Here is a 22,316-nt window from a genome sequence, read left to right on the forward strand (position 1 = left end):
GATATCGACACCGGGCGCAAGGCATCCGCCTGGGCTGGGCCGCTCTGCTGGCGGCTGCCATTGGATATCGCAAGGAAGGCCGAACGGGCCCGTGGGCAGGTGTTTGGCTACAGGCAGGTTAACAAGCCGGGTGATGGCCGCCTTGCCCCTGGGGGGCGAGAAATGTGCCGGCGGGAGCAAGGGGACCGAGTTGTGAGCAAGGTCGCATTGAAAGGCGGTGCCGAACCAAGGTGGCAAGAGGGGAGAAGGGCAGGGGAGATTGGGAAAACGGGTGGCCTGATGGTCACTGAGGATGACTGCGAGCAACGCGCGAGGGGGCCGGCGGCCCCCTCGAAGATCAGCTGATATGCCCGGGCAATGGCCCGGGACGGCTCACTTGGGCTGTTTGAGGGCCCCGGCGAGTTCAATCTGCACGTTGACCCCCTCCTGCTTGAGCGCCGTGGCGACGGCGTTCAGATCGGTGCCCGGCTTGGCTTCCAGCAGGGCGATGCCGCCGCTGCTCTGCTTGAAGCGCAGGCCGTGACGGCTGGCCAGCGCGCTGGCCTGGTTGTCATCGGCTTCCACCAGCAGGGTGCCGCTGGCGGTGAGCTGTGGGCTGGCCACCCCTTGCAGCAACACGTCGCCGCTGCGCAGGGTTTGCCGGGGCGCCTTGCCGTCCGCGCTGCGGGCGACCCGCTGCTTGCTGCCGTTGTCCGGGGTGAGGTAGGTCTGACCGTTCACCTCGATGGTGCGGTACTGCTTGCCGTCGATCACCACCGACTCATCGGCGGCGTGCACGCCGGCCGAAGCCAGGAGGCTGGCCAGGACCAGGCCGAGTAAGCTGTGTTTCATCTTGTGACTCCTTGTGATCATGAGCGGGCGGCATCGTGGCCGATCACCCGCAGGGACCAGTTGAGCAGTTGACCCGGCTGGCTGTTGTTGCGCTCGGTCAGGGTGCTGCGGCGGTTGGTGTTGAGGTCAACCAGCGTCAGCTGGCGGCTGCTGTTGGAGACGTCGGTCACCTCCAGTCGCCACTCGCCCAGGGCCGCTTCGCCATAGAACTTGTGGGAGAGCATGCGCATGTCGCGCAGCCCCTTGGTGCGCACATAACCCAGTTGCTGCCGGTCGAGGGATTGCCCCACCAGGCTGTTGTTGGGGTTGAGCAGCACGCTGCGGGTGCCGGACGGGGAGACCAGCTCGATCAGCAGGTCGGGCAGGCGCTGATGATCCAGGCTCACCGTGACCTGGACCGCTTCCACGGTCAAAGCTTGCGCCACCTGGGTGCTGGAGCGGGTGGCACTGCTGCCCACATCCGCGATGCTCCCTTCACTGCGCGGCACCGTCACCTTCTGAGCCGGCAACTGCACCAGCGGCGGCAGCGGGGTGTGGTTGGCGGCGGCCGTCAGGGTCTTGTTCACATCGATGAGGCCAAAGCCGTAGGTGGGGCTGTACCAGAGGCCGGCGGCGTTGCGCTCCCACCCTTCCAGGCCGGTGACCTGGCGGGGTTGACCGTTGGCGGCGGTATAGCTGACCTGGACCGACTGCTGGCCGGCATCAATGCGGGTGGCGTTGCGGGCCAGCAGATCGCGCAGATCCCGCACCGACAGATCCGGGTAGGCGGACATCAGCAGCGCCATGGCGCCCGAGGTGTTGGGGGTGGCCGAGGAGGTGCCGTTCATCACGCCGTTGTAGTCGCAGGTGGCATCCAGTTGCGGGTTGTTGTGCAACCGGTTGGTGCTGGGATCGTCGGTGCGGTTGTAGCCCATGTCGCAGCCGGGCAGATCCGTGGTCACCATGGCCGGCGCATCGGTACCGTACTCCCCGCCGGGGGCGCTCAGGAAGACGTTGCTGCCGACGCTGGAGTAGGAGGAACGCACTCCATCGGCGTTGATGGCGCTCACCACCAGGTTCCAGAAGTTGCTGTTGGAGGGGTCTATGTTGCTGTTCTCGAACGGCAGCTTGGGCAGGGCGCCGGTGCGGCTGAACATGTAGTCACCCGCGGCGATGCGGTTGAAGCCGTTGCCTGCCGCCTTGATATAGGCTGCGCCCTGTGCCTGCTGGGTTTGCTGCTCGAACAGGCGATCGAGCTGAACCTGATCCAGCCCGCTGGCGCTTTGCGGATCCACTAGGCTCATGCCGTAGCTCTGGTTGAAGACCCGGTTGTCGGCGGTGGCGGTGCTGCCGCCCAGCGCATAGATCCAGTCTTTCTGCAGCTGCTTGCTGCGCTCATCCAGCAGGTTGAACCCCTGCAGCTGGACGCGGGGGGCCACCCCCAGGGTGCCGATGCGGTTGTCGACCGCCCCGATCAGGCCAGAGACGGAGGTGCCATGGGCACTGTCCGGATCGGTCGGAGTGGGGTCGCTGCTGCCGGTCACCACGTTTTTCGAGCCGGGGCGCACATTGTCGGCCAAGTCCGGGTGGGCGATGGCCAGGCCGTCATCAACCACGGCCACGTTGATGCCCTGACCCTGCACGCCGGTACGGTGTGCCCACCAGAGGTTGAGGTCGTTGCCTGCCACGCCGCCGCGGGGGCTGAAGGCATTCTGGCCGCTGTTGAGCAGGTGCCACTGCTGATCCTGCAGCGGGTTGATGCCGGGCAGGCAGCGCGCTGCGCTGCTGCGGCCGGTATCGAGGCCGGCTTCCTTGCCGGTCAATGGGGTGCAACTCTCACTCGCCTGAACTGAAGCGATGGGCAAGGCCGAGAGCAGGGCCGAGATTGCCAACGCTAACGATGTTTTTCTCATTCATAAACTCCATCTTATATCGCACCGTCCTGGGTGCGACTGGCATCTATACACGGGAAAAACAGAGTCAAAAAGCACTCGTTTTGATTCTGAGATAAGGCTCAAAAAAATCCCACAACAAATATTTCACAGACCATGTGGGGGTTCCTGTGAATCCTTTTGTGTGCTGTATTGAGAATTTTTCTCAGCTAACTGGTGTTGATATTTATCTTTATATATCAACCTGTTGGTAACCATTCATTAACGTTTGGTGAGGAGGCCGGTGCGAAAGAGGGTGGGCGGAGCGGCGCGAAATGGGAGGCGCACCGTGCAGGCGGGGAGCGCAGAGATCGAAAGCAGAGTGAGGGTCAATGCAGGCAAGCCACAGGGTGCCAATGGCGCAGTGTCGGATGAAGTGGCTGGTCGGCAGGGGAGGCTATTTAATCAGCACCAGCAATATAGCGCGGAATGCCGGACGGTGGGGCCGGTCGACAGGAGGGCTATTTGATCAACGCCAGAATGGATCGAAAGGCCGGATGGCGGCAATCACCCAGCAGCTCGTAGAGGCACATCTCCACCGAGGTGAGTTCGGCCCCGTGCGCCGCCAGCTTGTGGATGGCGATCTCCCGGTTGGCGGCGCTGCGCGACGACACCGCATCCACCACCAGCGACACCTGGCTGCCCGCATCCAGTAGCCCCAGCACCGTCTGGTAGACGCAAATATGAGCCTCGATGCCGCACACCAGCCAGTGGCTGACGCCCTGGCGGGCTAGGGCGTCGGCCAACGCCGGTTCCCCCAGGGCGCCGAAGCTGTGCTTGGCCAGCACAAGATCGCCTGCCTGCATCAACTGCAGCTTGGGCACGGTGGCCCCGAGCTTGTCCGGGTTCTGCTCCAGCCAGACAACCGGCAGACCTAGCAGTCTGGCCCCCGCCACCAGTCTGGCGGTGTTGGCGATCAGGGCATCGCTCCCCTCGACCAGCCGGGCTAGCTTGCCCTGAATATCGACGACCAGCAGGCCGGTGTTCGTGGTGGTCAGCATGATGGACTCCTTTCTAGGGAATGAAATGGGTAGCCGATGGTGCTCAGCCGCATTGAGTCCTTATATCAAAGGCCGTGATTTTTTATAAATAAGCTTGCCCGATTTTGTTGCTTGGCGAAGAGAAACGGCTCTGTTATGGTGTGCTAAATTAGCCGTTTGGATGGCTAGATGGTTGCGGTGGTTCAAGCACGACTCTGCCATCGCGCCAGCCGTTGAGATGTTTACAGGGAGTTTTTATGCAGCGTCGTTCCTTCTTTACCCTTTCCGCCCTGGCCCTGCTGGCCGGTACTCTGCCATTGGCGACGCTGGCCGCCGATCCGGCCAAACAGGAGATCGTCATCGGCACCACAGTGGGGGATTTTGCCGACATGGTGACCGACTCCATCAAGCCGCAGCTCGAAGCCAAGGGTTATCAGGTCAAACTGGTGGAGTTCACCGACTACGTGACCCCCAATATCGCGCTGGCCGACGGCTCGCTCGATGTGAACTGCTTCCAGCACAAGCCCTACCTAGAGAGCTTTGCCAAGGATCGGGGGCTGTCGCTTGCCCCCATCACCCAGGTACCGACCGGCCCCATGGGGCTCTATGCCGGCAAGTTGGGAGATCTGAAGGCGGTGAAGGAGGGGAGCACGGTGGCCATTCCGAACGACCCCACCAATCAGGCGCGGGCGCTGCTGATGCTGCAGGATCTGGGCTGGTTGACCCTGAAGGAGGGGATCAACCCGCTCAAGGCGAGCGAGTTCGACGTGGTGGAAAACCCGCACAACCTCAAGCTGGTGCTGCTGGAGGCGGCCCAACTGCCCCGCTCGCGCGAAGACGTGGACTTCTCGGTCATCAACGGCAACTTTGCCGCCTCAAGCGGCATTCCTTTCAGCTCCGGGCTGTTCCTTGAGCGCAGCTACGACTTCATCAACTGGGTGGTGGTAAAAAGTGCCGATGCGGACAAGCCCTTTGCCAAAGATGTGGCTGCGGCCTACAACTCGGCCGCCTTCAAGGCCTATGCCGCCAAGCGCTTCGTCGGCTACAAGTACCCCGAAGGGTGGCAAGGCGCGAGCGCCAGCAACTGAGTGGCCAGCGTCACAGGCTTTGAACAAAAATGGGCACCCGCGGGTGCCCGTTTTTTTGTGTCGTGCAGATGTCAGTAACGGCGTAGCCACCAGCGGGCGGCGAACAGCGCGGTGAGGCTGCCGAGCAGGGCGCTTGCCAGCACATCCAGCGGCCAGTGCATGCCGATCAGCATGCGCGACAGGCCGACACCGATGGCCCACAGCGGCAGCAGCCAGGCGCCGGCAGGGGCGCGCGCCAGCCAGATCAGGCCGAAGAACTGGGCCAGGCTCATGGCGGCGATGCTGTGGCCGGAGGGGAAGGCGTAGTTCACCTCCGCCTGCCAGTGGTTGGCGAGCCACTCGGGCAGTGCCAGCAGCTGGCTGGCGGCATGGACCTGCTCGCTGCGCACCTCCACCTTGCCAGCGTAGAACTGCTGGATGGCGGGGATCAGCTGCTGGCTCTCCAGCCAGAGCAGGTAGGGGCGGGGCTCCTCGGTCAGATGCTTGATCAGGCTCTTGATGAGCCAGTCGCCGGCCAGCACGGCAAACAGGGCGCTGCCGAGGGCCAGCAGGGCGGGCAGGCTCAGCGTCAGCTTGTGTCGGGTCAGCAGCAGCAGGGCCAGGATGCTGACGGCGATGCCGGGCACATCCACCATGCGGGTAAGGGCGTAGGGCCACCAGAGCCAGTCCGAGTGCAGGGCCTGGCTCATGAACGGTTGCCAGGGCAGGCAGGCCAGCAGGAGCAGCGGCAGGATCAGGGCGGCACTGAAACACAGCACCTGGCGGCGCGGCAGGGAAGAGGCGTGAGTCGGCATAACGGGGCTCGGCAAGGTGCCCAATCATGGGCAGCAAAAAAAGAGGCGCCATTGTGCCAGCCCAGTCCGGTCGGTCAAGTCGCGCCCTGCTCGCTGTAACACGGGGTTACAAATGAGTGTGGTGATGACCGACCTGCCGAGTGCAGTCCGGCTGGTGGCGAGGGGGAACACCCGAGGTTGCTTGTGCAGGTTGCACCACTCGGTTGAGCAGAGATGAATCAGCAGCGCGCAGGTTCCCGCCAGAAAGTCGCGGCGACGGCCGCTCATGGATGAATAAGCATCTGAAACTTCGGTCTGTTTGGGCTAGAATGGCGCGCTTGTGGCCGCTAGCGAAGTGAGAGAGCCCGATGAAGATCGTCGTTGATGAAAATATGCCCCACGCCCGTGAGCTGTTTGCCGAATTTGGCGAGGTCATCCCGCTGCCCGGCAGGCAGATGCAGGCGGCGGATCTGCAAGAGGCCGACGTGCTGCTGGTGCGCTCCGTCACCCGGGTGGACGCTGCGCTGCTGGCCAGCTGCCCGCGGCTGAGCTTCGTCGGCACCGCCACCATCGGCACCGATCACGTGGACAAGGGGCTGCTGGCCGAGCGGGGCATTCCCTTCTTCAGTGCCCCCGGCTGCAACAAATATTCGGTCGGCGATTATGTGCTCTCCGCCCTGCTGGTGCTGGCCGAGCGCCATGAGCTCAACTTGAGCGAGATGAGCCTCGCGGTCATCGGTGCCGGCAACACCGGCGAGTGTGTGGCAGGCAAGGCCGAGGCGCTCGGCATGCGGGTGCTGCGCTGCGATCCGCCCCGTGCTCGCGCCACCGAGGCCAACGAGGTGGCGCAGTTTGTCGACTACCAGCAGGCCCTTGAGGCCGACATCGTCAGCTTCCACGTTCCCATCACCCACCAGGGGCCGGACGCCACGTTCCACCTGCTGGATGCGGCGCAGATTGCCGCCCGGCCGGCCGGGCAGATCCTCATCAACGCCTCCCGTGGCGAGGTGTGGGACAACCAGGCCTTGCTGGCGCGCCAGCAGAGTCAGGCGCCGCTGCGGCTGGTGATGGACGTGTGGGAAGGGGAGCCGGAGCCGCTGCAGGCCCTGGTGCCCCACACTGAGCTGGCGACCCCGCACATCGCGGGTTACAGCCTGGAAGGCAAGGCCCGCGGCACCTGGATGCTCTATGAGGCGCTCTGCCGCCAACTGGGGCGCACGCCGCGCCAGGATCTGCAGAGCTTGCTGCCCATTCCCGAGGTACGCGAGGTGACACCGGGCCAGCCGGCGGATCAGGCCTTGATCAAGCAACTGGTCCACCTTATTTATGACGTGCGCCGCGATGACGCCCGTTTTCGCAACCGGCTTGGTGTGGCGGGCAGTTTCGATGAGCAGCGCAAACACTATCCGGAGCGGCGCGAGCTCTCTTCCCTGCAGCTGAAAGGGCCGTTTGCCAGCGATGCCCTGGCCCGGCTCGGGTTTGTCTGCCAGCCAGCCAGACTGAACACTTTACATACTTGAAGGGGCGGGAGCCTTGTCCCGCCCACCCCCGGTCTGGCCGACGTCAGACCCGCTATCAGGCAGGTCCGCCTGCCAGCGGTGATGCCAGCGCGCGTCACCGGCACCATCATAGGAGAGAACAGCAGTGAGTCAGCAATTCAACGTAGCGGTATTGGGCGCCAGCGGCGCCGTGGGCGAGGCGATGATCGAGATCCTGGAAGAGCGTGCCTTCCCGATCGCCACCCTCTATCCGCTGGCCTCCAGCCGCAGCGCCGGTGACACGGTGCGTTTTGCCGGCAAGAACGTCGAGATCCTGGATGTGGAGGAGTTTGACTGGAGCCAGGTGCAGATCGCCCTCTTCTCCGCCGGGGCCGAGGTCTCTGCCAAGTGGGCGCCGATTGCCGCCGAGCACGGCTGCATCGTCATCGACAACACCTCCTGCTTCCGTTACGACGAAGACATTCCGCTGGTCATTCCGGAAGTGAACCCGGATGCGCTGGCCGATTTTCGCAACCGCAACATCATCGCCAACCCCAACTGCTCCACCATCCAGATGCTGGTGGCGCTCAAGCCGTTGCACGATGAGGTAGGTATTGCCCGCATCAACGTGGCGACCTATCAGTCCGTCTCCGGCTCCGGCAAGGAGGGGGTGAGCGAGCTGGCCGGCCAGACCGCCCACCTGCTCAACGGTCGTCCGGTGGAGCCGAGCCTCTACCCGCAGCAGATCGCCTTCAACCTGATCCCGCAGATCGACAGCTTCACCGACAACGGCTACACCCGGGAAGAGATGAAGATGGTGTGGGAGACCCAGAAAATCCTGGGGGATGCCAGCATCGCCGTGAACCCCACCTGCGTGCGGGTGCCGGTGTTCTACGGTCATGCCGAGGCGGTCCACGTCGAGCTGCATCAGCCGCTCGACGCCGAACAGGTGAAGGAGCTGCTGCGCAATGCGCCGGGCGTCACCCTGTTTGACGACGAGAACGACTATCCGACCCCGGTGCGCGACGCAACCGGCAAGGATGAGGTTCTGGTGGGCCGGGTTCGCCAGGATATTTCTCACCCCTGCGGTATAAATATGTGGATCGTGGCCGATAACGTTCGTAAGGGTGCGGCGACCAACAGCGTGCAGATTGCCGAACTGCTGGTGCGCGATTACCTCTGATCGCCGGGTCCATTGGCCTGGCGGGGAGGGAAATCCGCCAGGCTGCCAGTCTATGCACCCATGAGGTGGATGTGACCGGGGACGCACTCTGCTGACGCGGGAATTTTTCGCGATATCAACTGATTAAGTTTTTTCCTACACTCAGGGGCAAGTTGGGTGCTAAATGTGTCGGACTGCTGGCTTGCAACCTGAGCCTGATTTATATTGAACCGACTGTTTTGGGGTAACTATCCAGATTTTTCAATGTGATAGGGCCGTCATACGAAGGAACGAATATGGGACATTCCCGCATAACATTGGCAACGCTACTCGCATTGGGTCTGCTGGGCACGGCCCAGGCTGAAGACTCGGCGCGGGAGCCTTTTTTTGTTGAGCTAAAAGGCCCGGACGAGCCGGCTCCGCCCGCCGTCAATTCCCAGCCGCTGGCACAACCCGTCGCCGCTCCCCGCGCCACGTCTCAACCCAGCCGAGCCACGGCCCAGCCGATCGTGCGGCAGGTCGTGAGCAATGCCGGCAGTTATGGCCCCATTCGTCCCACCGACACCCTCTGGAGCCTGGCGAGCAAGTACCGCCCCTCCAGCAGTGTCAGCGTCTACCAGACCATGGTGGCGATCTACGAGAAGAACCCCCGCAGTTTCGCCGATGGCAACATCAACCACATTCTGGTGGGCTCGCGCATCCAGCTGCCCACCACCGCCGAGGCCAGCGTCATCACCGATGCCGAGGCCCGCGCCAAATTCCGCAGTGACAACGCCAGCTGGAAAGGGCTGAGCCCGAAATACTTGGCCAGCAAACATACCCAGCCAGCCAAGCCGGTGACCACCAAAGCAGCCTCGACCAAGGCGGCCGAGCCAGCCAAACCCGAGGTCGCCAAGGCCGCGCCCGCCAAGGCGGCGCCCATTCCGGCCCCGGCACCCAAGGTGGAGACACCCCAGCCGGCCACCGAGGTGAAGGCGGTCGCCAAGGCTCCCGAGCCGGTAGCCAACCAGGCGGCGGCCACCAGCGCCGCCACGGCCAGCGCACCGGCGCCGTTGCCGGCAGATGTCAGTCAACCGGTCGGCAAGCCTTCCACCGAGATGGCGCTGGCGCTGGAAGATGCCAACGCCCAGCTCGGCCAGGTCACCGAGATGAACCACAGGCTCAAGCTGCGGCTGCAATCACTGACCGAAGAGGTGGAGACCCTCAAGGCCCAGCTGCAGGATCAGACCGCGCTGCAAAAAGAGATTGCCGAGCTCAAGGCCAAGCCGGTTCCGCCGGTGGCGCCGGCCCCCGAGCCCAAGCAGAACTGGCTGATGGACCTGCTCTCCTCGCCGCTCAATCTGGCCATGATCATCCTGTTGCCGGTGCTGCTGGTGCTGGCGCTGGTGACCCTGTGGCTGCGGGCGCGGGCCCGCCGCGAGCTGGAGGAACAGGAGAAGAGCCTGTCCGAATCCACCGCCATGGTGATGGATCAGGAGAGCAGCGAATTTGACGAGCTGATGACGGTCGGCATCACCGACGACGAGCCGGTACGACCGCGCCCGGATCTCAATACGCCGGATGGCTACATGGCGGTGGAAGAGCCTGCCGCGCCGGCCGACCTGGTGTTCAGCGACGATGGCGAGATGGACCTGGCCAGCTTCGATGCCGAGCCGGCCCCGTCCGCCAAGGCCGCCATCCGGGATCCGGATCTGGTGCCCGAGCTGGATCTGGCCCATGACGAGTCCATCACCCTCGACACCGAGCCGGATCTGGATCTTGCCAGCGAATTCAATCCCAAGCCCAAGGCTGACAACGAGATCATGAGCGAAGAGGAGCTGCAGGCAGCCCTGTTCGCCGAGCTGGACGCAGACCTGGAAGCCGATCTGGCGCTGGACGAGCCCGATGCCGACCCCATGGTCAGCGACGAGGATCTCGCCTCCTTCGATTTGAGCGACTTTGAGACCGCCTTTGCCGAGCCTGACGCCGACAAGGCGGCCAGTGCCCCGGCCGACGCCAGCGCCGATGAGTTGCTGGCGGAGCTGGGGCTGGAGCCCGAGCCGAGCAAGGGGAAACAGGAGGCCGCTGAGGATCTGGAGTGGGATCCCAACGAGCTGGCACTGGCCGATTTCGAGGATGCCTTCGCCGAAGTGGAGTCCCATCCGGGCGAGGTGAAGCCACGGGAACAGGCCCAGGAGAGCGGCTATGTCGAGATCGACAAGCTGCTGGCCGAGGCAGACGCCACCACCACCGAGCAGGAACCCTATCAGGGCTTCTCACTGGACGTGGGGCTGGATGGCTTCCCCGAGGTGCTGCCGGAGTCCACCGGGTTTGACGTGGATGCCGACGATGGCGGGGTCGGGGCCAAGCTGGATCTGGCTCGTGCCTACCTCGAGATCGACGACAAGGATAGCGCCCGCGAACTGCTGCAAGAAGCTGCGGAGCAGGGTTCCGAGCATCAACGGGCCGAAGCCGAGAAGCTGCTCAAGCGCCTTGGCTAGAGAGCCAGCGCATAGTGGTGAAAGCAGGGGCAGCCGATGGGCTGCCCCTTGTTTTTGGCTCCTGTGTTTTGGCGCCTGGTCCGGCCTGGGCGTTGCTATTTGGGATTTTTGAGGCGAGACGCGTATAATCCGCCCCGTTTCGTTTACCGCCCCTTTTCATCAGAAGACAAGTTTATCCATGCGAATTGCCCTAGGTATTGAATACGACGGCAGCCGGTATTTCGGCTGGCAGCGTCAGCGCGAAGTGATCAGCGTACAGGAGGAGCTGGAAAAGGCCCTCAGCCGGATCGCCAATCACCCCGTCTCCATCCAGTGCGCAGGGCGCACCGATGCCGGTGTCCACGCCACTGGCCAGGTGATCCACTTCGATACCGATGCGAACCGCGCCGAAGGGGCCTGGACCCTGGGCCTCAACTCCAACCTGCCGCCGGACATCGCCGTGCGCTGGGTCAAGCAGGTGGACGAGGGGTTTCATGCCCGCTTCAGCGCTACCGCCCGTCGCTACCGCTACGTCATCTACAACCACAACTACCGGCCGGCCATCCTCGGCAGTGGCGTCAGTCACTACCACGAAACCATCGATGCCGATCTGATGCACCAGGCGGGCCAGAGCCTGCTCGGGGAGCACGACTTCAGCACCTTCCGGGCCGTCGCCTGCCAGTCCAACACCCCGTGGCGCAATGTGACGCACCTCTGTGTCAGCCGCTCCGGCCCCTACATCGTGCTCGACATCAAGGCCAATGCCTTCCTGCACCACATGGTGCGCAACATCACCGGCTCCCTGCTGCTGGTGGGGCAGGGGCTCCAGCCGGTGGAGTGGATTGCCGAGGTGCTGGCAGCCCGGGATCGCAACCTGGCGGGCCCGACCGCCAAGGCGGGGGGACTCTATCTGGTGGACGTGGATTACCCGGCGGAGCTGGGGTTGCCGCGGATGCCGCTGGGGCCGTTGTGGCTGCCGGACTCGGCACCGGGTACGACCAGTTTTTAGTAACTGGCCCCGAAAATTTGTGGTTTAATGATCCGTCATTTATTGCCATCGAGCTATTAAGTCATTGAACAATCTAGGCTCGATGCGTTTTGTCAGGCACAAAAGCATTAAGGAATTCCATGAGCTGGCTTGAGAAGATCCTTCCCAAGAGCAAGATCACTACACCTCGTCGTCACAACATTCCGGAAGGGGTGTGGACCAAGTGCAGTGCTTGTGAACAGGTGCTCTACCGGGCAGAGTTGGAGCGCAATCTCGAAGTGTGCCCCAAGTGTGATCATCATATGCGCATCAGCGCCCGTGCCCGTCTCGAGAGCTTTCTCGACGAGCAGGGCCGCACCGAGATCGGTGCCGAGCTGGAGCCGCAGGATGTCTTGAAATTCAAGGATTCCAAGCGCTACAAGGATCGTTTGTCTGCCGCCCAGAAAGAGACGGGAGAAAAAGATGCGCTGGTGGTGATGAAGGGGACCCTCAAGGGGGTGCCGGTCGTCGCCTGTTCATTCGAGTTCTCCTTCATCGGTGGCTCCATGTCCTCCGTGGTGGGTGCCCGCTTCGTGCGTGCCGTCGAGGAGAGCATCAAGGAAGGTCGCGGTCTGGTCTGTTTCTCCACCTCGGGTGGTGCCCGCATGCAGGAGGCGTTGTTCTCCCTGATGCAGATGGCCAAGACCAGTGCGGCGCTGGACCGACTCTCCAAGGCCGGCCTGCCCTATATCTCCGTGCTGACCGACCCCACCATGGGTGGCGTTTCCGCCAGTCTGGCCATGCTGGGTGACATCAACGTGGGCGAGCCCAAGGCACTGATCGGCTTTGCCGGCCCGCGCGTCATCGAGCAGACCGTGCGCGAGAAGCTGCCGGAAGGTTTCCAGCGCTCCGAGTTCCTGCTGGAGAAGGGCGCCATCGACCTCATCATCGATCGCCGCGAGATGCGCAACCGTCTGGCCAGCCTGCTCGCCAAAATGCTGAATACTCACGTCATCGAAGAGTGAAGATGAGTTCCAACATGCAACAATCCCAAAGCCGGTCGCTGGTCGACTGGCTTTCTTATTTGGAGCAGATCCACCCGGTCAACATCGACATGGGGCTGGATCGGGTCGGCGCCGTGGCCCGCCGCATGGGTCTTACCCAACTGCCGTTCAAGGTGATCACGGTGGCGGGCACCAATGGCAAGGGCTCCAGCTGTGCCATGGCGGCCAGCATACTGATGGAAGCCGGCTACCAGGTCGGCGTCTACTCCTCTCCCCATTTGCTGCGCTTCACCGAGCGGGTGCGGATCAACGGGGCCGAACTGGCCGACAGCGATCACTGTACCGCCTTTGCCGAGGTGGAAGCGGCCCGCGGCGAGATTGCCCTTACCTTCTTCGAGTTCGCCACCCTGGCGGGCTTGTGGCTGTTCCGGCGCGCCGCGCCGGATGTGCTGTTGCTGGAAGTGGGGCTGGGCGGTCGGCTGGATGCCACCAATGTGGTGGAATCCGATGTCGCCATGATCACCTCCATTGCGCTCGATCACTGCGACTGGCTCGGGGATACCCGCGAGGCGGTGGCGGTGGAGAAAGCGGGGGTGTATCGCGCCGGCAAACCCGCCATCAGCGGTGAGCCCAATCCGCCCGTCACCATCGCCAGCGAGGCTGCCCGCCTCGGTGCCTGCCTGCGTCAGGTCGGCATTGATTTTCGTGGCGATGAGCACGCCACCGGCTGGGATTATCACGGTCTTCATCAGTGGCGCGACCTGCCCAAGCCGGCCCTGCCGCTGATGAACGCGGTCACCGTGCTGGCGGCGCTGGAGTCCCTCGGCCTGCCGCTGCCGGAAGAGGCTATTCGGCAAGGGCTGGCCAATGCCCGGCTGGCGGGGCGGATGCAGCAACTGCAAAGTGCGCCGCTGGTCATCGTCGATGTGGCCCACAACCCCCATTCTGCCGCCTATCTGGCAGCCCAGCTGCGCAAGATGCCCTGCACCGGCGTGCGCCGCGCCGTGGTGGGCATGCTCAAGGACAAGGACATGGCGGGATCGCTCGCCGAGCTTGATGGCCTCATCGGTGAGTGGTATCTGGCCAGCCTGACCGGCCCGCGGGCGGCGAGCGCTGCCCAGCTGGCGGCCGCTCTTGGCAGCGAACGGGGGCCGGCGACCACCTTTGACAGTGTGGGACAGGCTTATGCTGCGGCGTTGGCCGCATCGAGTCCTGATGATATGGTCATTGTGTTTGGTTCGTTTTACACTGTTGCCGACATTCTGGCGGGTGCCGCCGTCTAGGCCACACCCCGGCTCCCCGGCCCTCTGGCGGGGTGCCGAATCGCATATTGAGTTACGTAAAGGTAGGATTCAACTTGGCCTCTAAGTTTCAAAACCGTCTGGTGGGCACCGTCATCCTGGTGGCCCTGGTTGTCATTTTTCTGCCGGATTTGATGGACGGCCACAAGCTGGAGCAGAAGGAAGAGGCGTTTGCCAAGATCCCGCTGCGCCCGGAGCTGGAGCCCGCCAAGCCCGCCTTGCAGGTATCGGCCGCCAGCACCCTGCCGGCGGAACACCTGGCCAGCCAGCAGCAGGCCTCTGCTGCCCAGCAGTGGCAGGTGGAAGAGGTATCTGAGCCGGTAACCCTGGGGGCCAAGCAGGGCCAGCCGCCGGTGCAACAACCGGCCGCCAAGCCGGTGACCCAGCCCATCACTCCGCCTGTGGTCAAGCCCCAGCCCAAGCCTGAGGTGATCGCCAAGAAACCGGTGGAGCAGCCCAAGCCCAAGGTGGTGCCGCCCAAGCCGGTCGAGGTGCAAAAACCGGTTGAGAACAAGCCACAGGCGGGCCAGATCAAGTCGATGGACGATCTCATCGCCAGCAAGATGGGACAACCGACCACGACAACAGCCCCGGCGCCAGCGGCTACTGCACCGGCCCAGGGCAGCTGGATCCTGCAGCTCGGCGCCTTCAAGAACGTCGACAGCGTCAATGCGCTGGTGGGCAAGCTGCGGGCTGCGGGCTACTCGGCGCACACCTCGCCGCGTACGCCTGTCCAGGGTCAGCTCAACCGGGTCTTCATCGGGCCGGATGTCTCCAAGGCCAAGCTGCAGGGCATGCAGAGCCGCATCGGCCAGATGACCGGCTTGAGTGGTTCCGTGGTGGCTTACAACCCCTAAGAGGGTCGACAAGATAAAAAAATACCGCGCCCATCCAAGATGCAGCGCGGTATTTTTTTAGATGCATTTCACCGGTTTGGGCAGGCCGCCAATCTTGGTGGCCTGCTTTGCGGGGCCTTCCGGGAACAGCTTGTATAGGTAGCGGCTGTTGCCCTTTTCGGGGCCGTACTGCTTCTCCATCGCCTTGACCAGGGCGCGGATGGCGGGAGAGGTATTGAACTCCAGATAGAAGGCGCGCACAAAGCGCACCACTTCCCAGTGCGGCTCCTCCAGCACGATGCCTTCCTGCTCGGCCAGTACCAGTGCCAGCGCTTCGCTCCAGTCGTTGCTGTTGAGCAGATAACCCTTGGCATCGGTTTCGATGAGTTGGCCGTTGAATTCCAGCTGGTGATGCTCGGACATGGTGGGCTCCTTGTGGCCTGTCAGGATTGGGCGGGCATGGTAGCGCCTTGTTCCCGGGTGAGCAACCGGCTCTCGTTGGCCAGGGTGAGCAACTCATCGGCCAGCTGGCTGATGAGGTTGAGCTGCTGGGTCAGCATCAGCTGCTCCTCGCTGCTGTCGGGGGTGATGACCGGGCACTGCCCCTCGATCTGCTCCGGCATCTCTCCCGCCAGATGGCCGGCAGCTCGCTCAAGGGTGTGGCTCAGGTGACGGCTGATCTCGTCCAGCTCGCCGATGGCCTCCAGCTTGTCGCGATGGGCTCCCAGCGCCGAGATGTAGGAGAGCAGGGCGTGGTTGCGCCAGGTGAGGGTGAAGCAGAGGTCGAGAAAACGGCGACGCTTCTGCGGCTCCACCAGCATGCTCTGCCAGGCCATGGCCAGCTCGCTGTCCGCCAGATGGGCGCTCTTGCGCGCCACCCGGTAGTCGATGGACTCATCCCGCTGCTGCTGCAGGCTGGCGAGCACCGCCGAGAGGTAGCGGGCGTTGGCCGAGAGCGAGTTGGCGATCAGGGTTGGCAGCCGCTTATACTGCCAGTCCGGCCAGAGCCAGGCCACCAGGGCGTAGGAGAGCAGACAGCCGAGGAAGGTATCGAGCATGCGCGGCCCCAGGATGGCGAAGCCGATGCCGTCCAGCAGGTTGAACGCCATCAGCACGTAGAGGGTGATGAAGCAGACCGCGGCGCTGTAGTTGCTGCGCACCTGGGTGAAGAACAGGAAGGCGGCCAGCCCCATCACCACCAGCTGCACGTGCAATTCCGGGAACAGCCAGAGCACCGGGATCCCCACCAGCAGGCCAGCGAAGGTGCCGAGCATGCGCTGCACCAGCCGGCGGCGGGTGGCGCTGTAGCTCGGCTGACAGACGAACAGCACGGTCAGCAGGATCCAGTAGCCCTTGTCCAGGTGGAACGCCTGCAGGATGCCATAGCCCACCACCAGCCCGAGCGACAGCCGCAGGGCATGGCGAAACACCATGGAGTTGGGGGTGAGATGCTGTTTGAGCTGGGTCAGCAGTGGCAGGCGGGTAGGGCGGGCCAGGGGTGGCAGGTTCTGCGGCGCCTGCTCGGGATTTTGCAGCTCCTCGGCGCTTTGCAGCAGCTGGTTGATGCTGGCCAGATTGCGGCGCAGAAACTTCATCGGCGTCAGCAGGGTTTTCGGGTAGTGCTGCTTGAGGTGGGTGAACTCCAGTTGATCGCCGAGGGCCTCCAGCGTCCAGTGGATGCGCTTGTTGTGGGCATAGGGCTTGTGCACCAGGATGGCGTAGCCGAGCCGCTGACACGCCTCGGAGAGCTGCAGGAACACCTCCTGGAAGCCGTCAAGCACGATGCCCTGTTTGAGCTCGGCCTCCAGCTTGCTGTAGGGGTAGTGGCTGGAGGTGGCCCGCTCGTGGATCTCCAGCGCCAGCAGGTAGAGGCGCAGCAGGCTGGCCAGCTCGGGGGAGGCCCGGTGACGGGTGCTGAGGCGGGCGTTGAGCGCCGACTTGGTGAGCGTCAGGGCGTTGACCAGGTTGATGTTGAGCTGGGCCAGGTTGTGGCGAATGGCCTGGGCGCCGTGCTCGTCGGCCGGGAAGAAGCGGGATTTTTCCAGCAGATAGCGGGAGAGGGCAAAGTAGCTCTGGGCCAGCTGCTCGTGCAGGGTCTTGTAGGGCAGCAGCCAGAGCCAGATCAGCGACACCAGGCCATACCAGAGTGCCCCGGCGCCGAGGGCCAGCGGCTGATAGAAGAGATCCGGTGCCTTGGCGGCCCCCAGCATGGTGTAGATGGCGATGAGCAGGGAGCCGAAGCTGATGGTGGCGTAACGCTGACCGAGCGCCCCCACCATCACGAAGATAAAGGTGGAGCCCGCGAGCCCCAGGGCGAACAGCCAGGGTGTGGGGAAGAGGTACTGCACGCACAGGGAGGCAAACAGGAAGCAGAGCAGGGTCATGGCGAGGTTCTTGACCCGGCCCCACAGACTGTCGTCGGTCTCGGCGATGGCGCCGGCCACCACCCCGAGGGAGAGCAGCACGGTGAGCTGGATGTCGCCGGTCGCCAGGGTGAAGGCAAGCAGCCCCATGATGGCCAGCAGTACCTTGAGGGCGAAATAGATATGACTGTCAGTCAGCAAACGGCGCAACAGGCCAGAGAAATCCGTGGGCATGGGAGAACGCAACCCTTGAGCGAAACGAAAACCAGAGCATAACCGGTCAACAACGAAACGGCCCTGATTTGGATCAGGGCCACTTCGCTTCATATCCTTGATTTACAACTTATCCTGACAGAAACAGGCGCCAATAAAAACCCCGCCGAAGCGGGGTGTTTGATTAGTTGCGGTTGCCGCCAAGCAGACTCAGCAGGCTCAGGAAGATGTTGTAGATGGAGACATACAGGGTGACGGTGGCGGAGATATAGTTGGTCTCGCCGCCGCGCACGATCTGCTGGGTGGTCAGCAGGATGGCACCGGAGGAGAACAGCATGAACATGGCGGACAGGGCCAGGCTCAGGGCGCTCATCTGCAGGAAGATGTTGGCGATCATGGCCACCAGCAGTACCCAGAAACCGACGAACAGCATGCCGCCGATGAAGGAGAGGTCACGCTTGGTGGTCAGGGCATAGGCCGACAGACCGAAGAAGGTGAGCGCGGTGCCGCCAAGGGCGGTCATCACGATCTCGCCGCCGCCATTGTTCATGTACATGTTGATGATGGGGCCGAGGCTATAGCCCAGCAAACCGGTCAGGGCGAAGGTGAACACCAGCCCCATGCCGTTTTCGCGATTCTTCTCGGTCAGGAACATCAGACCGTAGACGCCGATGAGGAAGATGGCCCAGTGCAGGGGCGGCATGTTCATCACGGTGGCTACCCCGGCCACCACGGCAGAGAAGCCAAGAGTGAGGGAGAGCAGCATATAGGTGTTGCGCAGTACCTTGTTGGTATCGCGCGCGGCACTCTGGGTGCCGGTATAGATAGAACGGGTATCCATCTTGGGTGTCCTCTTGATTTCCGGGGTGAGGCGGCAATCAGCCTCGTTAACGCATTGTATGCACTGAATGTCGGGATGACGAGCGCTGATTTCAAGCCCCACCCCAGCCTGTTGCCCCCTACTATCCCAAATCAAATATGTATTGCATATGAACAAGGGGCTGACGTAGTATGCACGCCGTTCGGAGGGGTGGCAGAGCGGCTGAATGCACCGGTCTTGAAAACCGGCGATGGGCGACCATCCGTGGGTTCAAATCCCACCTCCTCCGCCATCTTCAGAAAAAGCCCGCGGCAACCTGGTTGCCGGGGGCTTTTTGCTATCCGGCCGCCGGTGTTTTCGGGTTATGGCGTCGTGGTGGATGGCGGCGGCTGGTATTTGCCGAGTACCAGCAGGGTGAGCAGGCAGCAGGCGGCGCCGGCGTAGAAGGTGAAGGCGGGGCCCAGATTGTCCCATAGCAGGCCGGCCAGCAGGCTGGCCAGCAACATGGCGAGGCCGCAGATGAGGTTGAAGAAGCCAAACGCGCTGCCGCGCAGATCCGCCGGGGCCGTGGCGGCCACCATGGCGGCCAGCAGCCCCTGGGTCATTCCCATGTGAATGCCCCACAGCATCACCCCTGCCAGCAGCACGCCCCAGTGGGTGCTGGCCGCCAGCACCAGATCGGCGGCAATCAGTACCAACAACCCCCAGATCAGCAGGGTGCGGTGGCTCATGCGATCCGAGAGGCGGCCGAACGGGTAGGCGCTGAGGGCATAGATCAGATTCATCGCCACCATGACCAGCGGCACCAGCGCCAGCGCCATGCCGCTTTGCTGGGCACGCAGCACCAGAAAGGCTTCGCTGAAGCGGGCCAGGGTAAACAGGGCGCCGATCAGCAGCACCCAGCGATAGGGTTTACCCAGCCGGCGCAGGTTGTCGCGTCGCAGGGGGTTGCGGCGCTCGCGACGGTCGCTCTCTTTGGGTTCACGCAGGCCGATGGCGAGCAGGGTGACCGAGGCCAGCCCAGGAATGACCGCCAGCCAGAAGATGGCGCGAAAATCATCGTGCCAGAGCAGCATCAATCCGACGGCAAGCAGTGGCCCCAGCAGGGCTCCGACCGTGTCGAGGGACTGGCGCAGGCCAAAGGCGGCGCCGCGCAGCTCAAGGGGAGTGAGGTCGGCCACCAGCGCATCGCGGGGCGCGCCCCGAATGCCTTTGCCGATTCTGTCCAGCAGGCGGGCGGTCAGTATCAACCCGCTGCCAGTGGCGATGGCGAACAGCGGCTTGGTCAGGGCTCCCAGCCCGTAACCCAGCAACGCCAGCCCCTTTCGTCTCCCCAGATAGTCGCTCAAGGTGCCGGAGAAGACCTTGACCATCAGTGCCGTGGCCTCCGCCATCCCTTCGATGAGCCCGATGGTGAGGGCGCTGCTGCCGAGCACCGTCACCATGAACAGGGGCAGCAGGCTATGGATCATCTCGGACGAGATGTCCATCAGCAGGCTGACGAAGCCCAGCACCCAGACCCCGCGCGGGATCTGGCGGGAGGGTGGGGCCGGGTCTTGTCTGTTGCCTGTCGTCATCGGGGGGGGGCGCCTTGCTTCGCATCAATTCCCACAGAGCATAGCCAGCCCGGCGACCCAGAGACGGCCGGGCTGGCTTGCTGTTGTGCATGTTAACCCTCTCTCGCATCTGTCGTGTGACGAGGACTCGTCAGGGAACAGCCTCGCCGAGCAGTCTTAAGCAAAACTTAAGGACGAGCGGTCGTCTGAGAAAGAGTGGTGCGAGCGCCAGGCGGGGAGATGAGTCGTATGTGTGTGGCTGTTTTTTGTGCGGCCAAATAACACGGGTATCTTAATTTTTCCTTAAGTATCGTCGGCTAGGCTGTCGGTTTGCTGATGATTGTTGATATAAATCACATTATTGATGATATTTGAAAATAGTATATTTGGTGTTTTCAGCACGCTGTTACTATCCGGCGCCAAATATCGGCGTGTCGACTCTGGCTCGGCTATTTCGATGTGTAATAAAGAAGCGTAACAGGGAGATATGCATGCCTTCTTTTCTTAGAATAAGAATTGTTCCATTTATTTTGTTGTTGGCATTTATCTTTGCTTTCTTGCTCAACTGGCCAGTTCTGCTGCATTTTTATGAGATATTGACGCAGCTTGAGCATTTTAAAATCGGGTTTGCCATCTCCATTCCCATCGTATTGGTTGCGGCATTGAACTTTGTATTCATGCCATTCTCTGTGCGTTATTTCATCAAGCCTTTCTTTGCCTTTCTGTTTATCACCGGTGCCATTGCCAGCTACACCATGATGAAATACAAGGTGCTGTTTGATGGCGACATGATCCAGAACATCTTTGAGACCAACCAGAGCGAGGCTTACTCCTACCTGAGCGTGCCCATCGTGGTCTGGGTATTGCTGGCCGGGGTGCTGCCGGCGGTACTGCTGTTCTTCGTCAAGATAGAGTATCCGGCCAAATGGTATCAGGGCCTGTTGCAGCGCGGCCTCTCCATGCTGGTCTCGCTGGTGGTACTGGGACTCATCGCCGCGGCCTACTATCAGGACTATGCCTCGGTTGGGCGCAACAACCAGACCCTGAACCGGGAGATCACGCCGGCCAACTACATGTACAGCACCACCAAGTATCTCTACAAACGCTATCTGGCGGAGCCGGTGCCGTTCCAGCGCATGGGTGACGACGCCAAGCGGGTGGCTGGCAAGGACAAGCCGACCATGATGTTCCTAGTGGTGGGGGAGACGGCGCGCGGCAAGAACTTCTCCATGAACGGCTATCACAAGGAGACCAACCCCTTCACCAGCAAGCATGCGGGGATCATCTCCTTCAACGACGTGCGCTCCTGCGGCACGGCGACGGCTGTCTCGGTGCCCTGCATGTTCTCCAACATGGGGCGCAACCAGTTCGACGGCAACCAGGCCCGCAACAGCGAAGGGCTGCTGGATGTGCTGCAAAAGAGCGGTATCTCCATCTTCTGGAAGGAGAATGACGGCGGCTGCAAGGGTGTGTGCGATCGGGTGCCGAACATGGTGGTCAAGCCCAAGGAGCACCCCAAGTTCTGCGACAAGAACACCTGCTATGACGAGGTGGTGCTGGAGGGGTTGGACGACGAGCTTGCCGGCATGAAGGGGGACAAGCTGGTGGGCTTTCACCTCATCGGCAGCCATGGCCCGACCTATTACAAGCGTTATCCGGGGTCGCATCGCCATTTCCTGCCGGATTGCCAGCGCAGCGATATCGAGAACTGCACCGATCAGGAGCTGGAGAATACCTACGACAACACCATTCGCTACACCGATTTTGTGATTGCCAGCATGATCGAACGGCTGAAAAAATATGAAGACAAATACAACACGGCGCTGATCTATATTTCCGACCATGGCGAGTCACTGGGGGCATTGGGGCTCTATCTGCACGGCACCCCTTACAAATTTGCACCGGATGATCAGACCCGGGTGCCCATGCAGGTATGGATGTCGCCCGGTTTCTCCAAAGAGAAGGGGATGAACCTCGACTGTCTGCAGCAGAAGGCAGCCAATACCCGTTATTCCCACGACAACCTGTTCTCGTCCATGCTGGGGATCTGGGATGTGAATACGGCGGTATATGACCAGCAGCTGGATATCTTCAGTCAGTGTCGCAGCGTACAGTAACGCCATATTGAGATAAAGGGGAGCCTGGTTCCCCTTTTTATTTTGGCGCAGTCTATTGATGACCCATGAGCGGCTTGCCAATCTGACCAGCTGGGTCGGGTAAACCCTGTTATCTGGTGTATGATGTCTCTGCTCATTAATTGTACGGTGCGCCCACGGGATGTGGTGGGGCTGACCGTCAGGGTAAGCGGTGAATTAATCTGCCGGCAGCTGAGTAATTTTATTTCTAGAGCAAGGCTCGTCTTTTGCAAAAAAGTCGATATAAAGTGGGATGCCATGCTGGGCGGGGGCATTTTCCGGGCAGCCAGGGCCAAACCGGCCATGTCATCCGTGCCGACCGTTCGCCGCCCATGGCCCATAAAACATCTATTTGAAGGCCAAGGCGCGAAGGAGTGCGAGCTGCGCTTCTCGCTGCCAGTGGCCACGTTCAGCAACGTGACGCGCATGGCCATGGCCTC

Annotated in this window: 17 protein-coding genes and 1 tRNA gene; 10 read left to right on the forward strand and 8 right to left on the reverse strand. The window is 62.4% G+C overall.

The genetic code is table 11. The features are described from left to right. Positions 1-372 precede the first annotated feature (372 nt). From AACQ43_RS10185 to AACQ43_RS10195, 3 genes are all read right to left on the reverse strand, one after another. Complete coding sequence (locus tag AACQ43_RS10185) at positions 373-831, reverse strand: serine protease chaperone (RefSeq protein WP_146060987.1); 459 nt, start codon at positions 829-831, stop codon at positions 373-375. Positions 832-848: 17 nt separating this feature from the next. Continuing rightward, positions 849-2,723 (reverse strand): serine protease Asp, encoded by a 1,875-nt coding sequence (asp, locus tag AACQ43_RS10190; protein WP_168967178.1) that lies wholly within the window; start codon positions 2,721-2,723, stop codon positions 849-851. 479 nt (positions 2,724-3,202) lie between these two features. Next, positions 3,203-3,742, reverse strand: a complete 540-nt coding sequence (locus AACQ43_RS10195; RefSeq protein ID WP_168967179.1) for an isochorismatase family protein — start codon at positions 3,740-3,742, stop codon at positions 3,203-3,205. Between the two features lie 236 nt (positions 3,743-3,978). Here AACQ43_RS10195 and AACQ43_RS10200 point away from each other — a divergent pair, with 236 nt between their 5' ends. Continuing rightward, complete coding sequence (locus tag AACQ43_RS10200; RefSeq protein ID WP_168967180.1) at positions 3,979-4,809, forward strand: MetQ/NlpA family ABC transporter substrate-binding protein; 831 nt, start codon at positions 3,979-3,981, stop codon at positions 4,807-4,809. Between the two features lie 71 nt (positions 4,810-4,880). On the opposite strand, the gene AACQ43_RS10205 is transcribed toward AACQ43_RS10200, so the two are convergent. Beyond that, complete coding sequence (locus AACQ43_RS10205; RefSeq protein ID WP_168967181.1) at positions 4,881-5,603, reverse strand: phosphatase PAP2 family protein; 723 nt, start codon at positions 5,601-5,603, stop codon at positions 4,881-4,883. A 347-nt stretch (positions 5,604-5,950) separates the two neighbouring features. On the opposite strand from AACQ43_RS10205, the gene AACQ43_RS10210 reads away from it, so the two are divergent. The 7 genes from AACQ43_RS10210 to dedD all read left to right on the forward strand — a co-directional run bounded on the left by AACQ43_RS10210 (position 5,951) and on the right by dedD (position 14,810). Next, a complete protein-coding gene (locus tag AACQ43_RS10210) occupies positions 5,951-7,102 on the forward strand; it encodes a 4-phosphoerythronate dehydrogenase (protein WP_168967182.1) in 1,152 nt (383 codons plus the stop codon). A gap of 124 nt (positions 7,103-7,226) precedes the next feature. Beyond that, positions 7,227-8,243: an aspartate-semialdehyde dehydrogenase gene (locus AACQ43_RS10215; protein WP_016351142.1), complete on the forward strand. Its 1,017-nt coding sequence runs from the start codon at positions 7,227-7,229 to the stop codon at positions 8,241-8,243. Positions 8,244-8,518: 275 nt separating this feature from the next. Further along, a complete protein-coding gene (locus AACQ43_RS10220) occupies positions 8,519-10,702 on the forward strand; it encodes a FimV/HubP family polar landmark protein (RefSeq protein ID WP_168967183.1) in 2,184 nt (727 codons plus the stop codon). 178 nt (positions 10,703-10,880) lie between these two features. Beyond that, complete coding sequence (gene truA, locus AACQ43_RS10225) at positions 10,881-11,690, forward strand: tRNA pseudouridine(38-40) synthase TruA (protein WP_029300144.1); 810 nt, start codon at positions 10,881-10,883, stop codon at positions 11,688-11,690. A gap of 119 nt (positions 11,691-11,809) precedes the next feature. After that, entirely contained in the window at positions 11,810-12,673 is an 864-nt protein-coding gene (accD, locus tag AACQ43_RS10230) for an acetyl-CoA carboxylase, carboxyltransferase subunit beta (protein ID WP_011706493.1), read from the forward strand. Between the two features lie 2 nt (positions 12,674-12,675). After that, a complete protein-coding gene (folC, locus tag AACQ43_RS10235) occupies positions 12,676-13,935 on the forward strand; it encodes a bifunctional tetrahydrofolate synthase/dihydrofolate synthase (protein ID WP_168967184.1) in 1,260 nt (419 codons plus the stop codon). A 74-nt stretch (positions 13,936-14,009) separates the two neighbouring features. After that, entirely contained in the window at positions 14,010-14,810 is an 801-nt protein-coding gene (gene dedD, locus AACQ43_RS10240; RefSeq protein WP_168967185.1) for a cell division protein DedD, read from the forward strand. A gap of 57 nt (positions 14,811-14,867) precedes the next feature. On the opposite strand, the gene AACQ43_RS10245 is transcribed toward dedD, so the two are convergent. The 3 genes from AACQ43_RS10245 to AACQ43_RS10255 form a co-directional block, all read right to left on the reverse strand. After that, a complete protein-coding gene (locus AACQ43_RS10245) occupies positions 14,868-15,212 on the reverse strand; it encodes a TusE/DsrC/DsvC family sulfur relay protein (RefSeq protein WP_011706490.1) in 345 nt (114 codons plus the stop codon). A 20-nt stretch (positions 15,213-15,232) separates the two neighbouring features. Beyond that, positions 15,233-17,386, reverse strand: coding sequence for a YccS family putative transporter (gene yccS / locus AACQ43_RS10250; RefSeq protein WP_168967186.1), 2,154 nt, complete (start codon positions 17,384-17,386; stop codon positions 15,233-15,235). 163 nt (positions 17,387-17,549) lie between these two features. Further along, a complete protein-coding gene (locus AACQ43_RS10255) occupies positions 17,550-18,206 on the reverse strand; it encodes a Bax inhibitor-1/YccA family protein (protein ID WP_016351136.1) in 657 nt (218 codons plus the stop codon). Between the two features lie 183 nt (positions 18,207-18,389). Here AACQ43_RS10255 and AACQ43_RS10260 point away from each other — a divergent pair. Beyond that, positions 18,390-18,477: transfer RNA gene (locus AACQ43_RS10260), tRNA-Ser, on the forward strand. A gap of 70 nt (positions 18,478-18,547) precedes the next feature. On the opposite strand, the gene AACQ43_RS10265 is transcribed toward AACQ43_RS10260, so the two are convergent. Then, positions 18,548-19,762, reverse strand: coding sequence for an MFS transporter (locus AACQ43_RS10265; protein ID WP_168967187.1), 1,215 nt, complete (start codon positions 19,760-19,762; stop codon positions 18,548-18,550). A 470-nt stretch (positions 19,763-20,232) separates the two neighbouring features. Here AACQ43_RS10265 and AACQ43_RS10270 point away from each other — a divergent pair, with 470 nt between their 5' ends. Next, positions 20,233-21,858, forward strand: coding sequence for an MCR-3-related phosphoethanolamine--lipid A transferase (locus tag AACQ43_RS10270; protein WP_168967188.1), 1,626 nt, complete (start codon positions 20,233-20,235; stop codon positions 21,856-21,858). Positions 21,859-22,316 lie beyond the last annotated feature (458 nt).

Source organism: Aeromonas sp. DNRA1 (genome assembly GCF_963888745.1).
Taxonomy (GTDB): Bacteria; Pseudomonadota; Gammaproteobacteria; order Enterobacterales; family Aeromonadaceae; genus Aeromonas; species Aeromonas hydrophila.

Coding starts and splice junctions, on each gene's coding strand:
- AACQ43_RS10185 (WP_146060987.1), bottom strand. CDS start 831: ATGAAACACAGCTTACTCGGCCTGGTCCTGGCCAGCCTCCTGGCTTCG.
- AACQ43_RS10195 (WP_168967179.1), bottom strand. CDS start 3,742: ATGCTGACCACCACGAACACCGGCCTGCTGGTCGTCGATATTCAGGGC.
- AACQ43_RS10210 (WP_168967182.1), top strand. CDS start 5,951: ATGAAGATCGTCGTTGATGAAAATATGCCCCACGCCCGTGAGCTGTTT.
- AACQ43_RS10200 (WP_168967180.1), top strand. CDS start 3,979: ATGCAGCGTCGTTCCTTCTTTACCCTTTCCGCCCTGGCCCTGCTGGCC.
- truA (WP_029300144.1), top strand. CDS start 10,881: ATGCGAATTGCCCTAGGTATTGAATACGACGGCAGCCGGTATTTCGGC.
- yccS (WP_168967186.1), bottom strand. CDS start 17,386: ATGCCCACGGATTTCTCTGGCCTGTTGCGCCGTTTGCTGACTGACAGT.
- AACQ43_RS10265 (WP_168967187.1), bottom strand. CDS start 19,762: ATGACGACAGGCAACAGACAAGACCCGGCCCCACCCTCCCGCCAGATC.
- asp (WP_168967178.1), bottom strand. CDS start 2,723: ATGAGAAAAACATCGTTAGCGTTGGCAATCTCGGCCCTGCTCTCGGCC.
- folC (WP_168967184.1), top strand. CDS start 12,676: ATGAGTTCCAACATGCAACAATCCCAAAGCCGGTCGCTGGTCGACTGG.
- AACQ43_RS10220 (WP_168967183.1), top strand. CDS start 8,519: ATGGGACATTCCCGCATAACATTGGCAACGCTACTCGCATTGGGTCTG.
- AACQ43_RS10245 (WP_011706490.1), bottom strand. CDS start 15,212: ATGTCCGAGCATCACCAGCTGGAATTCAACGGCCAACTCATCGAAACC.
- AACQ43_RS10205 (WP_168967181.1), bottom strand. CDS start 5,603: ATGCCGACTCACGCCTCTTCCCTGCCGCGCCGCCAGGTGCTGTGTTTC.
- AACQ43_RS10270 (WP_168967188.1), top strand. CDS start 20,233: ATGCCTTCTTTTCTTAGAATAAGAATTGTTCCATTTATTTTGTTGTTG.
- accD (WP_011706493.1), top strand. CDS start 11,810: ATGAGCTGGCTTGAGAAGATCCTTCCCAAGAGCAAGATCACTACACCT.
- AACQ43_RS10255 (WP_016351136.1), bottom strand. CDS start 18,206: ATGGATACCCGTTCTATCTATACCGGCACCCAGAGTGCCGCGCGCGAT.